A 13623-nucleotide genomic window follows, 5' to 3' on the forward strand; every position below is an offset into this window, starting at 1 on the left:
ATCCCACGGCTTCGCATGCTCTCGCCGACATAGAGCGGCTTGCCAGTTGGAAGATTCATTTCGATTTCCCGTCACATGCGGTTCCCTTTAGCAGGATCTGCCCGCCTTGACGGTGCCCCTGATACTTCCGATGAAGGCGCCGAGACACCTGTCCATGCCGCGCGATGGAGCATGACGCATTGAAAAACTCGTCGCAGCGCAATCCGGTGCCGGCGCTCGTGCTTGAGGCCCGTCTTGCCCAAGCTGCTGAAGCTCTGCGACAGGACCGGTTCAAGGAGGCGGTAGAACTGCTCAAAACTGTGGTTCGCCAGGAGCCGCGGCCCGAGTGGCAGCGGCTTCTCGTCACGGCCTATCGAGGCCGCGCACGTGCGCTGGCGGCCAAGGGGATGTTCAAGGAAGCCGCCATTGTGCTGGAGAACACCGCATCCGCAGATGGAACGCTAGGAGACCCTCTTCTCTACCTGAAATGCCTGATCCACAACGGCCAACAGTCGAAAGCAGCAGTGCACGCGCTCTTGTATGTCGGCCAGCCCACGGCCGTGCCGGAGGACCAGCGCGATGCTCTGGAGGATCTGACGGCCGCACTGATGATGGCGACGCCACCGCATCCCGACCTCATTCGGTCGGGCTCATCCGAGCGCACTCGTTGGCTCGAAGTCGCCGCTGCCTCTCGCCGAGCCTTAGAGACATGGGCGCATGGCGCTCCGGCCGAGGAGGTGGAGCTGCATTTAAGCCGAATCTCTCTACGCTCGGCGTTTCGGCCGGTTCGGCTGCTGCTCAAAGCCATACTGGGCGGACCACAGGAGGCGAATCGCTCAAGGCAGCTGTTGCAAGGGATTGCCCGGACCTCTGCTTTTGCCGGCCTGCGGGACGCCACTGAGGCAGCAATTGGCGAGGCGATAGATGCAAGGGCATGGGACCGACTGACGCCGGCACAGCAGGCCTTTGCCGCAGAGCTGCGCGGACTATCTGGCCCGGCGGCGCAGTTCCTGACCGGCTCGGCAGAGGCGGAGCGCGGCGGTGCTGGGCCGCTGTTTTCCTTTCTCCTGAGACAGAGCAGCCTGCCGCAAACAGAGGTCCGGAGCGCCTGCCTCAATCTGTTGCCGCAGCTTCCTGACCGCTTGCCGCAATTTGAGAAGACCTTTGGGCCTCTGACAGCTCTGGAGCGTCAGCGTGTCCATGCCCTGGCGGCCGAGGCCCGCGGCGAATGGCGCAAGGCCGAGACGTTTTGGAACCGAGCCATCGATGCAATCCGAGATGAAGACCCGCGAGCAAGCCTGATGCGGGGCGTGATTCTGCGCCACCTTGCCGACCTTGCTGCGAAGCACCTGGAGATTGAGGGCGTTCCCGAAGACTCCTACGATGATCCGGCCACCACCTATCTGGAGCGCAGCTGCAAGGCAGACCCGGACTATGTGCCCGCCGTTCTCGCGCTGATGGAGCGCTACCGATCAGAGGCGCGAGACAAGGACTGGCACCAATTAGCTGAAGGGGCGGCGCAGCGTTTTCCGGATAATAGGTCAGTTCTGCAGCAAGCGACCGAAGCTGCGGTAGCGCGCAAGGCGTATCGCAAGGCCACTGGCTATGCTCGACGCTTGCTGGCCATCGACCCAATCAATGCCGGTGTGCGCCGTCACATGATTCGACTCCAGATTGCGCACGCCCGTAAGCAGATCCGCGCAAAGCGTCCTGACTTGGCCATCAAGGATCTCAGGACAGCAGCCGAGTGGGAGCGACCGGAAGCTCCAGACGCGTTGCTATGGATTGCGCAGGGGTTGGCCGGGCTACAGGGCGGCGAGGGACAGCCGGCCGAGGCGCGACTACGCGACGGTGTAGCGCGCACCGGCGGCGGCGTGCCTGGTTGGTTCCGGGCAGTCCTTGAGGCTGAGCTGATGCGGGTCGAAAGCGTGCATACTGGCAAGTTGCGCCAGGAGCTCGCCGCGGTGCGGGAAACGTCGCCGTCCCGAGAGGACATCATGGCCGTTGTTGCAGACCTTGGGCAACCCGAAGCTGCCGAGAACACGAAGATCGTGGCCAGCCTACTGCTGGGCTTGCGCGCCTGGTTCGAACGCGGTGCCAGGATCGACTGGCGGTCAGACGAGTTCCAGGCTCTGGCCGAGGTCTTTGCTCGCTTCGCTGCCTATGACCTGCTGGCAACCTACGCGCGTACCGCCCTGCGACGCTCGCCCACAAATTCCACTTAGCCAATCGTATTGAGCGTTTCCTGAGTGGAGGACTCCAGAACCGGCCAGCCCGGCGGCGCCGGCGCAGCGAACCGATGGAGACGTTTGATGCAGAGGCGATTGTGACATTGGCTGAGACCCTGATGCAAGGCATGCCGAAAGGCGCAGCCGATGGTCTACGCTCCATGGTCAGAGAGTTTGGGCAGGAGGCCGCCGTCATGTTTCTGGAAGAGCAGTTCCGTGACACTGCCTTCGGACCGCCGATGCCAGAGCCACTATTGCGAGCACTGGCCGAGACGGTGGTGGCACGCACGATGGCTGGCGCCGCACCACCGCGGCACCGCCCTCAGCATCGCGGGCGCGCATGAGTCACGATCCGTTCAGCGTCCTCGGCGTAGCTGAGGATACGAGTGATGTGGAGATCCGTCGTCGTTACCTGGCGCTCGTGCGTGAGCATTCGCCCGACCGCGCGCCAGAAGAGTTCCAGAAGCTCCGCGCCGCCTATGAGGCGCTCAGCGACGAACGAAAGCGGCTCGCGGCAATGCTGCTGCGGACCAACGAGGCGGCATTGACACGTCTTCGCTTGGCGGCCCTGCAGACCGCGCCGTCGACCTTGGCGCACGCGTCTGTCAAGACGACGCGGGCGGTCCTGACCGAGGGGGTGCAGCGTGCCGTCGCGGATCAGAACCTTTCTGCAAGGGACCGGGATCACGGTGAACGATAGCCACAAGCGGGCGCTGCTTGAACGCTTCAGTGCGTGGCTTGACGCGGCGGAGGCCGGGTCAGAGCCAATTGCGGAACAAGAACAGACAGCTGATCTATTCTCATTGTTTGTCGAGCTCGCCGGGCTGCGAACGGAAGTGCGGACCGAGGCACGGCTGGTCAAGGAGGCATTGGATCAGTTCCGCAGTGCCTTCGACACCCTGCAGGTGAGCCATGCCACGGCACAGCGTGAGCTGGACCGGACCCGCGAGGAGGCGCGAGAAATGCGCCGCGCCACGCTGCGACCGCTGCTGCTCGACGTCATCGATCTCCGAGACCGCCTCGTCGCGGCCCTGGCGATGTCAGGCGACCAACTGCCCCATTGGCCCGAACGGCTTTGGCGCCGCCAGGCCGTGCAGGGGCAGGCTTGGCAGGAAGGCCTGCGTCTCACCTTGCAACGTCTGGATCAGGTTCTGCGAGACCGTGGCGTTGAAGCAATACAGTCACTCGGTCGGTCGATGGATCCGCGGCTTGCGCGAGCCGTCGGTACCGTACCGGACCACAGGGCGCCCGCGGGCACCGTGGTCGAGGAGATACGCGCTGGCTTTGTCTGGGAGGGCGCAGTGCTACGCACGGCCGAGGTCATCGTGAGCCGGCCCACGGCAAACGAGGAAGCAGCGTCATGACGGAAGAGATTGTAGGCATCGATCTCGGCACTACGAACTCGGAGATTGCGCTCTATCGCGATGGTCGACCGGCGGTACTCGGCGACGAACAGGGAAAGCTCATCCTCCCCTCAGTAGTCGGGCTTTCCGAGAGCGGCGAGTTGCTGGTCGGCGAGGCGGCGCGCAATCAGTTCCTGCTCTATCCCGAGCGGACGATCCGTTCAATCAAGCGGCGCATGGGAAGCGAGGAGCGGGTTCGGCTGGGCGAACGCGAGTATACGCCGCAGGAAGTCTCGGCCATCATCCTGTCTCGCCTCAAGGAGATCGCCGAGCAACGGCTCGGTCGAGCAATTCGGCGGGCAGTGATCACAGTTCCCGCTTACTTTTCCGATGCCCAACGGCAGGCGACGCGCGAGGCGGGCGAGATTGCCGGACTGGAGGTGGCGCGCATTATAAACGAGCCGACCGCCGCCGCGCTCGTCTATGAGGCAGGACAGCATCAGGGTAAGCGCATTCTCGTCTACGATCTCGGCGGCGGAACCTTCGACGTCTCAGTCGTGCGGATCGAGGACGGCGTGGTGGAGGTGATCTCCAGCCATGGCAACAACCATCTCGGCGGTGACGACTTCGACCACAAACTCGTCGAGCACGTGCTTGAGCACCTCAAGCTCAAGCATGACGTGGACGTCTCCGATCAGCCGCGAGCAATGGCGCGCATCCAACGCGCTGCGGAGGAGGCCAAAAAGCGACTGTCCGACCACGCGTTTACCCGGATCTCTGAAGAATACATTGCTGAGCGGAGCGGGACGCCGGTCCATCTTGATCTGGAACTGAGCCGGTCCGATTACGAGGACATGATCACGCCGTTCATCGAGGAGACGCTCGGCGCGGTACACATCGCGCTTGAAGCGGCGGGGCTGGCCTCGTCGCAAGTAGACGAGATCCTGCTGGTCGGCGGCGCGACTCAAGGATCCCCTCATTTTAATCCTGGCAAATCAGCACGTTAGCCATCATGCGTTCAGAGGTCGAAGAAGGGCCGTCGCCACCAAATCGATTATCTCACGGTGAAGCCGCGCTGCTGAAAGAACAGAATCAGCTTGAGCAAGTTGAAGCAGGTGGCCGGTAAGCAAAAAGCAGTATAGAATGAGGGGATCCCTGAGGCGGCGCGACCCGCACGCCCTTGGTGCGGAGGCGACTTGCCGAGGTGTTCGCCATGGATCCCCGGGGTGAGGTTGATCCAGATCTATGCGTAGCTATGGGAGCGGCAATCCAGGGCGCTGCGATAACCGGGACGGATGTTTCCGCGGTTCTGGTGGATGTCACACCCTACACCTTCGGCACCAGTGCAATTGGTGAGCTGGACGGTGAACTCTATCCATACACTTTCGTGCCGATTATTGGCAAGAACACACCCATCCCAGTACGGCGCAGCGAGGTAGTCTTCACAATCCATGATCAACAGCAGAGTGTCGAGCTGCGGATCTTCCAGGGCGAGAACCAAGACGCGCTGGAGAACGTACAGATTGGCGAATTCCAGGTTACCGACCTGAGCAAAGCACCGGCGGGCAACCCCGTCATCGTCGAGCTCGCGCTCGACCGCGATGGTATTCTGCAGGTTACGGCGCGCGAAAAGATCACCGGCCTTGAGCGCCGGATCATAATCAACAATGCAATATCGCGCTACGACGACGCTCAGCTCGAGGCGGCCAGGCAGAAGGTGGGTGCGCTGTTCGCTGAACAGACAAAAGCCGGCGGGGGCGGCGCAACCTCCGACACCGAGCTCGAGTTCCTGTTGGCTAGGGCACGGGCGAAGCTGGACGAAGCGGGAGAGGAAGACCGGACCGAGATCATCGATCTGATCGAGGCAATCCATGCCGCCCGCAGCGACGGTGATGGTACCCGCCTGGAGACCGCACGAGGTCAGTTGCAAGATCTGCTGTTTTATCTTAAGACCTGATTGATGGAGCGATGCCCGCTATGCCGTGCCATGCTGAATGGTTCAGAAACCTGCCGACGCTGTCGGGCAGAACTGCATTTGGCGCAGCGCGTGATGCGCGAAGGCCAAATGCTGGTCGGGGCAGCGATCGACCGGCTCATGAAGGATGATACTGAGACCGCCTCGCGGCTGTTGCAGCGCGCTCTGATGTTGCGCGGAACACCAGAAGCGCAGCACTTGTGGCAGCTTGTGAGCTCGAAAATTCGAGGCACTGATACCGAACTACCTTAGCAGCTCCTCGATGCGGTCACGTTTCGCGATCCCGATCCGAGCAGCGTTCTATGCTCGGGCGTCCTCCGAAAGGGATTGTCAACTTGGCGAACGCACATCGGAATGAGCGCCGGATTATGTCGCCCTCAGCGCTGGAGGCGGCAAAAAGGCTGCGTTCACCCTCCGTGGCGGCGACGCATCGTTGCGAATTTTTGTTCCGAGACGGCACGGGTTGACAATGCCCCTGTCCTACATGACGGACCACCGTTCGGTCAGAAAGATCGTAGAGGCCGGGATCGGCGTGAACCACACGACCGTCTGGCGCTGGCGTCACCGCTTCCTCAAGGCTGCCGCGCAGGACAATACGGCAACCCTCTCTGGGGTGATCGAGGCCGATGAGACGTTCTTCGTGCGCTCCTGCAAGGGGCACCGAGGATGGGTGAAGGGCAGGCCACCCGAGCCCCGCGCCGCGCGCCCGCGTGCCTGGGGCACCACCAAGCGAGGCCTCTCGGATGAGCAGGTGCCGGTGCTGACCGCCCTGGACAATGCGGGCGGGGTTTACGAAGCGATCCTGCCATCGCTGACAGCGATCGAGACGACGCTGGACGGCCGGATCGCACCAGGGTCGGTGGTCTGCTCCGACGGCACGGCGGCCTATGTGAAGGCAGCGGTGAAAGCGGGCGCCGAGCATCGCCGAGTGGTGGTGCCGACCACCACGCCTGTGACGGTGAAGGTCGCTCCGCTGCCAACCAAGCGGCGGCAAAAGGGTCGCCTCGGGCTTGGGCGGGTGAACGCGCATCACGGCCAGATCAAAGCGCTGGTGAACGGGCGCTGCCGTGGCGTGGCGACCCGGTATCTCGGCAACTACCTCGGCTGGCACCGGGCGATGCTGCACGAAGGCTTCACCGGAAAGGCGCTGCTGGATCGGGCGCTGGCGTAGTTCGGCGGGCAGCCTGCCGTGGCCGCCCAACACCCAAGTCGAACTGCGCATAAAATAATCGACTGGAGCAAGACCACCGGGGCGTCAAAGGGCGCACGCGATGTATGCGGGGCTTCAAGAGCTTCGCGTCAGCAGAGCGGTTCTGTCGAAGCTACGACGAGCTCCGCAACTTACTCCGCCCCTGCACTCGCCACAACCAATACGTCTCTGCCCGCCGCCGTCGCCTGCTTCACCTCCGTCGCGCTACCAGTATGCTCGCCATTCTCGAAGCGGCGTAAGCTGACTGTAGCTTTCGCGTCACGTCGTCGGGTCTGGCACGAGTTCTGACAAAACCCGTCGCCGAGCTGTTCCAGGTCGCCGCCTGATCAGGCTCTGTCGCGGCCGTTCACGACCGCCCACGGCTCGTCGCAGACTTTGCAACACAACCGACGCACCGGCCCCCCGCTTGACCCCGCAAGGCCGACCGGGGAAACTCGGCGGCTCGACGGGGGATAGCAGGATGGCGCTGCGCGTCCGGCTTTGCGGGGAGGGCTGAGCGCATGGCCTGGCGCATCGGCGTCGACATCGGCGGCACCTTCACCGACGTCGCCATGGTGGAGGAGGCGACCGGCCGCATCGCGGTCGCCAAGCTGCTGACCACGCCGCCGGATTTCGGCCAGGGCGTGCTGGACGGGCTGCGGCAGGGCATGGCGGCGAACGGCATCGCGGCGGACGCGGTCACACTGCTCTCCCACGCCACCACCGTCGTCACCAATGCGCTCCTGGAGCACAGGGGGGCGACCGCCGCCTTCGTCTCGACGCGCGGCTTCCGCGACATCCTGGAACTGCGCCGCAGCGCCCGCGCCGATCTCTACGACCTGTTCCAGGACGGGCCGAGCGTACTGATCCCGCGCCGCCGCCGCTTCGAGATCACGGAACGGATCGACGCCCAGGGGCAGGTGGTGACGCCGCTGGCCGAGGCGGAGGTGCCGGCGCTGGTCGAGGCGATCCGCGCCTCCGGTGCCGAGACGGTCGGCGTCTCCCTGCTGTTCTCCTTCCTGAACGACGCGCATGAACGGCGCCTCGGCGAGATGCTGCGGGCGGCATTTCCGGGCCTGCGGGTCTTCCTCTCCTGCGAGGTCCTGCCGGAGATCCGGGAATACGAGCGCGCCAGCACTACCGCGGTCTGCGCCTATGTCGGCCCGCTGCTGGAAGGCTATCTCGCGCGGCTGCAGGCGGCGACCGGCGCGCTCGGCCTGCCGCCGCTGCATGTCATGGGCAGTGGCGGCGGCGTGCTGGACGTGGCGGAATGCCTGCGCATGCCGGCCGCCATCGTGGAGAGCGGGCCGGCCGCCGGCGTGGTCGCCGCCGCGCTGGTCGGCCGGCAGCTCGGCCTGCCCAACATCCTGTCCTTCGACATGGGCGGCACCACCGCCAAGGCCAGCATCATCGCGGATGGCGAGGTCACGGTCACGGCGGACTACGAGGTGGGCGGCGGGGTCAACGGCAAGCGCTTCATCGCCGGCACCGGCCACCCCATCCGCGTGCCGGTGGTGGACCTGGCGGAGGTGAGCGCGGGCGGCGGCAGCATCGCCTGGGTGGACCCGGGCGGCGCGTTGAAGGTCGGCCCGCACAGCGCCGGCGCCATGCCGGGCCCGGCCGCCTATGGCCGCGGCGGCACGTGGCCGACGGTGACGGATGCCGACATCCTGCTCGGCTATCTCGACGGCGGCGCGCTGCTGGATGGCCGCCTGGCGCTGGACCGCGCGGCGGCGGAGCGCGCGGTGGCCATGCATGTCGCCGGACCGCTGGGTCTGACGGTGCAGGCGGCGGCATCGCGCATCGTCGAGGTGGTGAATGCCAACATGTGCGATGCGCTGCGCATCGTCTCGATCGAGCGCGGCCACGACCCGCGCGAGTTCAGCCTGATGACATTCGGGGGCGCCGGCCCCGTCCATGCCGCGTTCCTTGCGGAGGAGCTGCAGGTGCCGGAGGTGGTGGTGCCGCCCGCGCCCGGCGCTTTCTCGGCCCTCGGCCTGGTCGCGACCGACCTGCGGCGCGACTTCGCGCGCACGCTCTATGCTCCGCTGGACACGGTGCCGCCCGGCCGCGTCGCCGATGCGGTCGCGGCGATGGAGGCGGAGGGGCTGGCCATGCTGGACGCCGCCGGCGTGGCGGCGGAACGCCGCGTGCTGATCCGCCAAGCCGATTGCCGATATGGCCGGCAGGCCTACGAGCTGACGGTGCCGATGCAGGACGGGCCAGTGACGGCCAGGACGCTGCGCGCCCTGGCCGCCGCCTTTTACGCAAAGCACGCCCAGACCTATGGCCATGCGAACGAGACGGAGGCGGTGCAGATGGTGAACCTGCGCCTCACCGCGCTCGGCCGGCAACCGGGGCTGGCGCTGGCGCAGGCCTCGCGCCCCGGCGCAGCGCGCGAAGGCCGGCGCACCGCCTGGTTCGACGGCGCCCCGCACCCCACGCGCATCCTGTGGCGCGAAGGGCTCGCGCCCGGCGCCGCCATCGCCGGCCCGGCGGTGATCGAGGCGCTGGACAGCACCACCGTCGTTCCGCCGGGCTGGGCCGCCCGGGTCGCGGAGCACGGCATGCTGCGCCTGCGGCGGGAGGGCTGACGCCATGGCGCATCCCGCCCTGCACGGCATCGATCCCGCCCGCTTCGAGGTGGTGAAGAACGCCCTCCTCTCGGCGGCCGAGGAGATGAAGATCGTCCTTGCCAAGACCGCCTATTCGCCGCTGCTGAAGGTGGCCGGCGACTATTCCTGCGGCATCTTCAACGCGCGCGGGGAGATGGTGGCGCAGGGGCCGGACCTCCCGATCCATCTCGGGTCCATGCCCGATGCCGTCGGCAGCGTGGCCCGCGCCTTCCCCGATGTCGCGCCGGGTGATGTCTTCATCCACAACGATCCCTATCGCGGCGGATCGCACCTGCCGGACGTGAACGTGGTGATGCCGGCCTTCCACGAGGGGCGGCTGCTGGGCTTCGGCTGCGTCCGCGCGCATTGGCCCGACATCGGCAGCGCGACGCCCGGCAGCTACGGCGCGGTGACGGAGATCTATGGCGAGGGCCTGCGCCTGCCGCCGGTGCGCCTGTACCGCAATGGGGCGCCGGACCCGGCGGTGGAGGCCATCATCCTGGCCAATGTCCGCACCCCGGCGGAGCGGCTGGGCGATATCCGCGCCCAGGTCGCGGCCAACCGCCGCGCGGTGGAGCGCATGCTGGGCCTCGCCCGCAGATACGGCACGGACGCGCTGCTGCGCATCATGGACGCCGTGCTGGACTATTCCGAGGCCATGATGCGCCAGGCCCTGGCCGCCCTGCCCGACGGCGAGGCGGGGTTCGAGGACATCATCGACGGCGACGGCGTGATCGAGCAGGGCGACATGGCGGACCGGACCTTCCGGCTAGAACTGGCGCTGTGCAAGCGCGGCGACACGATCACCGCCGATTTCGCGGGCTCCGACCCTGCGGTGCCGGGGCCGATGAATGCGCCGCTCAGCGTCACCGCCTCCGGCGTCTATGCCGCGCTGAAGATGATCCTGGACCCGAACAGCCTGATCCCGCCCAACAGCGGCTGCTGGAGGCCGGTGACGGTCACGGCGCCGCCGGGCAGCGTGGTGAACGCGCAGGAACCCTCCCCCGTCGTCTATGCCAACCACGAGATGTCGCACCGCGTCTCGGAGATGGTCTTCGCCGCCATGCACGCCATCACGCCGGACCGCGTTCTGGCGGGTTCCCAGGGCACCAGCGGCATCACCACCTTCGGCGGCCTCGACTACCGGACCGGCCAGCGCTTCGTGAGCTACGAGAGCACCAAGGGCGGCTTCGGGGCACGCCCGGTGAAGGACGGGATCAACGCCGTCTCCGCCGTGATCAGCAACATGCTGAACACGCCTATCGAGGTGCTGGAGATGAGCGCGCCGCTGCGCGTCGAAGAATACGCCCTGGTGCCGGACAGCGGCGGCGCCGGCACCTTCCGGGGCGGGCTCGGCGTGCGGCGGTCCTGGCGCGTGCTGGGGCATGAGCTGCGCGGCGCCATGTGCTTCGAGCGCGCGGTGACGCCACCCTTCGGCCAGGCCGGCGGCCGGCCCGGCAGCAACGCGCGGTTGTGGATCGCCCTGGCGGACGGCACGCGCCGCCCGCTGCCCGGCAAGGGCGCCTTCACTGCCCCGGCCGGATCGGTGGTGACGGTGGAGGCGCCGGGGTCGGGCGGCTTCGGCCCGCCCGCCGGCCGCGACTCCCAGGCGCTGCGGGACGACCTGGCGGATGGCTATGTGACGCCGGAGGCGGCGGCGCGGGACTACGGGGGGCTTGGTCGCGGCGCCGCCTGAGGCTAGCCTGCGCCGCAAAAGAACAGGGCTCCGCCAAAGGGGCCCTCCGGGGACGGGACGCCATCACGCTCGGGAACGGGGCGAGGATGGCGAGATGCTGATCGGACGGCGGACGGGCCTACAGGGCCTGGCAGGGGCGGCGGCCGCGGCGGTGATGCCGCGGGATGCGGAGGCGCAGTCGCGCGCCGAGACGCTGCGGCAGATCACCGGCAACACCATCAATACGCTGGACCTGACCATGCCGGGCGCGACGCGCGAATCCTTCGGCATCGGCATGCAGCTCTATGACCGGCTGGTCGCCTTCGGCAGGAAACCCGTACCCGGCGGGCACATCTTCGACCACACCAATATCCGCGGCGAGCTGGCCGAGAGCTACAGCGTCTCCCCCGACGGCACGCGCTTCAGGTTCCGGCTGCGCCGTGATGCCAAGTGGCATGACGGAAGTCCTGTGACTGCCGAGGACGTGAAATGGTCGCTGGACCGCCACGTCTCGGCCAACTCGCTGGCGAAGAGCCAGCTGCAGATCAGCAACTGGGTGAGCCCCGAGCAGTTCCGCGTGCTGGACCCGATGACGGTGGAGGCGGTGCTGGCGAAGCCCGACCGCCGCGGGCTGATGAACCTGGCCGTGCCCTATGTGATCATGATCAACAGCCGGCTGGCCAGGCAGCACGCCACGGCCGCGGATCCCTGGGCGCAGCAATGGATGAAGGAGAACACCGCGGGCGGCGGCGCCTACACGGTGGAAGCCTTCAAGCCCGGCGAGCAGCTCGTCCTCCGCCGCAGCGAGGCTTGGCGGAACGGGCCCGAACGAAAACTGCCCTTCTTCCGCCGGATCATTGCCCAGACCGTGCCGGAGGCCGCGACCCGCGCCAGCCTGCTGGAGCGCGGCGACGCCGACCTCTCGATCGACCTGCTGGCCAGCGACGTGCCGGCACTGCAGCAGCGCGGCCGGGTAAAGGTCTTCTCGACGCCGATCGCCAATGGCTTCACCCACATCGCCTTCAACACCCGCATGGCGCCCTTCGACAACGTCAAGGTCCGCCAGGCGATCGGCGCGGCCATGCCCTATGAGGACATGTTCCAGGCTTCCATCTTCGGCCGCGGCGCCAGGCTGTATGGCGGGGAGTGGAGCGAGCTGCCGCCCGATGCCAGCTTTCCCCGCCCGATGCCGCAGCACACCGACCTGGCGCGGGCGAAGCAGTTGCTGACCGAGGCCGGCTTCCCCGACGGCTTCCGCACCACCTTCAGCTTCAGCGCCGGCCTGGCCGCGGCAATGGAGCCGCTGGCGGCGCTGCTGAAGGAAGCGCTGGCGCGGATCGGCATCCAGGTCGAGCTGCAGAAGATGCCGGACGCCCAGTTCAACACCGCCCAGGCGGAGAAGCGGCTGCCGATGTTCGTGGACGGCGCCACCGCCTGGCTGCCAGAGACGGACTACTATCTCCGGCTGTATTTCACCCGCGACCAGCGCTGGAATTTCAGCAACTACAACAACCCGGAGATCAACACGCTGACCGAGGCGGCGCAGTTCGAGCGCGACCCGGTGAAGTACGAGGCGATGTGCCGCCGCATGGTCGGCATACTGGCGCAGGAGGTGCCAGAGCTCTTCCTCTGGCAGCCGAATTTCGACGCGGTGATGGCGCGGACCATCGAGGACTTCACCTATCAGTACCACCGGCAGGTTGACTTCCGCGACCTGAGCCGCGCCTGAATGCGCGCGCTGCGCAGCGCCGGGCGGCGGGTGGGGGGACGGCTGCTCGCCTCCCTGCCCGCACTGTTCGGCGTGGTGGTGCTGACATTCCTGCTGATGCGGGTGCTGCCGGGCGACCCGGCGGTGTTCTTCGCCTCCGGCCCCAGCGCGGGGCAGGAGGAGATCGACGCGCTGCGGAAGGAGCTGGGCCTCGATCAGCCCATCCCGGTGCAACTCGTCCGCTATCTCGACGACATCGCTCGCGGCAATCTCGGGCGGTCTCTGACCACCGGCCAGCCGGTGGTGGCGGACCTGACGCGCCGCCTGCCGGCCTCGCTCGAGCTGACCTTCTGCGCGCTGGTGCTGGCGCTGTCGTTCGCCCTGCCGCTCGGCATCCTGGCCGCGCTGCGGCCGGGCTCGCTGCTGGACCATGCGGTGCGGCTGGTCTGCACCATTGGCGTCTGCGTGCCGACCTTCGTCTCCGGCCTCCTGCTGATCTATGTGTTCTACGTCCTGCTGGGCATCGCGCCCGACCCGACCGGCCGCATCAACATCTTTGCGAGTTCCCCGCCCGAGATCACCGGCTTCCTGCTGGTGGATTTCGCGTTGGTGCGCGACTGGGAGGGCTGGTGGGCGGCGGCCAGCCAGCTGGTCCTGCCGGCCGCCACCATGGCGCTGTTCGTCCTGGCGCCGCTGGCACGCATGACGCGGGCTTCCATGCTGGCGGTGCTGGGCAGCGACTTCATTCGCACCGCGCGATCGCTCGGCCTGTCGGAGGCAATGGTCATCCTCGTCTACGGGCTGCGCAATGGGGGTGCGGACACGAAAGTGCGCTGAGTGTCCGGCTTGCGCGAACGGAGCCGGAACTCAGGCATCCAGCAGCGATGGCCTGTCCTGCAGTGGCCTGAGCG

At 66.9% G+C, this 13623-nt stretch carries 11 protein-coding genes and 1 pseudogene; all 12 read left to right on the top strand.

From position 1 onward, the window contains the following. The first annotated feature begins 164 nt into the window (after positions 1-164). The 12 genes and pseudogenes from Q7A36_RS29870 (at position 165) to Q7A36_RS29920 (ending at position 13549) form a co-directional block, all read left to right on the top strand. Complete coding sequence (locus Q7A36_RS29870) at positions 165-2204, top strand: tetratricopeptide repeat protein (RefSeq protein WP_305107441.1); 2040 nt, start codon at positions 165-167, stop codon at positions 2202-2204. 74 nt (positions 2205-2278) lie between these two features. Next, the gene (locus Q7A36_RS29875) at positions 2279-2551 is read left to right on the top strand and encodes a hypothetical protein (RefSeq protein ID WP_305107442.1); all 273 of its coding nucleotides are present in this window, start codon (positions 2279-2281) and stop codon (positions 2549-2551) included. Then, complete coding sequence (locus Q7A36_RS29880) at positions 2548-2907, top strand: J domain-containing protein (protein WP_305107443.1); 360 nt, start codon at positions 2548-2550, stop codon at positions 2905-2907. The genes Q7A36_RS29875 and Q7A36_RS29880 overlap by 4 nt, the downstream gene beginning before the upstream one ends. Further along, a complete protein-coding gene (gene grpE, locus Q7A36_RS29885) occupies positions 2897-3571 on the top strand; it encodes a nucleotide exchange factor GrpE (protein ID WP_305107444.1) in 675 nt (224 codons plus the stop codon). The genes Q7A36_RS29880 and grpE overlap by 11 nt, the downstream gene beginning before the upstream one ends. Further along, positions 3568-4557 carry an Hsp70 family protein gene (locus Q7A36_RS29890; protein ID WP_305107445.1) on the top strand — a complete coding sequence of 330 codons (990 nt, stop codon included), beginning with the start codon at positions 3568-3570 and terminating at the stop codon, positions 4555-4557. The genes grpE and Q7A36_RS29890 overlap by 4 nt, the downstream gene beginning before the upstream one ends. Positions 4558-4721: 164 nt before the next feature. After that, positions 4722-5507 (top strand): annotated as a pseudogene (locus tag Q7A36_RS29895) (Hsp70 family protein); the annotation flags it as partial. 487 nt (positions 5508-5994) lie between these two features. After that, positions 5995-6696, top strand: a complete 702-nt coding sequence (locus Q7A36_RS29900; protein WP_305107446.1) for an IS1595 family transposase — start codon at positions 5995-5997, stop codon at positions 6694-6696. 62 nt (positions 6697-6758) lie between these two features. After that, positions 6759-6974: a hypothetical protein gene (locus Q7A36_RS41695; protein ID WP_370655725.1), complete on the top strand. Its 216-nt coding sequence runs from the start codon at positions 6759-6761 to the stop codon at positions 6972-6974. A 261-nt stretch (positions 6975-7235) separates the two neighbouring features. Then, positions 7236-9308 carry a hydantoinase/oxoprolinase family protein gene (locus Q7A36_RS29905; RefSeq protein WP_305107447.1) on the top strand — a complete coding sequence of 691 codons (2073 nt, stop codon included), beginning with the start codon at positions 7236-7238 and terminating at the stop codon, positions 9306-9308. 4 nt (positions 9309-9312) lie between these two features. After that, positions 9313-11025 (top strand): hydantoinase B/oxoprolinase family protein, encoded by a 1713-nt coding sequence (locus Q7A36_RS29910; protein ID WP_305107448.1) that lies wholly within the window; start codon positions 9313-9315, stop codon positions 11023-11025. A gap of 94 nt (positions 11026-11119) precedes the next feature. Further along, a complete protein-coding gene (locus tag Q7A36_RS29915) occupies positions 11120-12733 on the top strand; it encodes an ABC transporter substrate-binding protein (protein WP_305107449.1) in 1614 nt (537 codons plus the stop codon). Continuing rightward, the gene (locus tag Q7A36_RS29920) at positions 12734-13549 is read left to right on the top strand and encodes an ABC transporter permease (protein WP_305107450.1); all 816 of its coding nucleotides are present in this window, start codon (positions 12734-12736) and stop codon (positions 13547-13549) included. Positions 13550-13623: the final 74 nt, after the last annotated feature.

It is taken from the genome of Paracraurococcus lichenis, assembly GCF_030657435.1.
GTDB lineage: Bacteria > Pseudomonadota > Alphaproteobacteria > Acetobacterales > Acetobacteraceae > Paracraurococcus > Paracraurococcus lichenis.

Excerpts from the sequence above, each read along its gene's own strand:
- Q7A36_RS29915 (WP_305107449.1), top strand. The coding sequence starts at position 11,120 with ATGCTGATCGGACGGCGGACGGGCCTACAGGGCCTGGCAGGGGCGGCG.
- Q7A36_RS29900 (WP_305107446.1), top strand. The coding sequence starts at position 5,995 with ATGCCCCTGTCCTACATGACGGACCACCGTTCGGTCAGAAAGATCGTA.
- Q7A36_RS29875 (WP_305107442.1), top strand. The coding sequence starts at position 2,279 with ATGGAGACGTTTGATGCAGAGGCGATTGTGACATTGGCTGAGACCCTG.
- Q7A36_RS29890 (WP_305107445.1), top strand. The coding sequence starts at position 3,568 with ATGACGGAAGAGATTGTAGGCATCGATCTCGGCACTACGAACTCGGAG.
- Q7A36_RS29905 (WP_305107447.1), top strand. The coding sequence starts at position 7,236 with ATGGCCTGGCGCATCGGCGTCGACATCGGCGGCACCTTCACCGACGTC.
- Q7A36_RS29870 (WP_305107441.1), top strand. The coding sequence starts at position 165 with ATGGAGCATGACGCATTGAAAAACTCGTCGCAGCGCAATCCGGTGCCG.
- Q7A36_RS29910 (WP_305107448.1), top strand. The coding sequence starts at position 9,313 with ATGGCGCATCCCGCCCTGCACGGCATCGATCCCGCCCGCTTCGAGGTG.
- Q7A36_RS29920 (WP_305107450.1), top strand. The coding sequence starts at position 12,734 with ATGCGCGCGCTGCGCAGCGCCGGGCGGCGGGTGGGGGGACGGCTGCTC.
- Q7A36_RS29880 (WP_305107443.1), top strand. The coding sequence starts at position 2,548 with ATGAGTCACGATCCGTTCAGCGTCCTCGGCGTAGCTGAGGATACGAGT.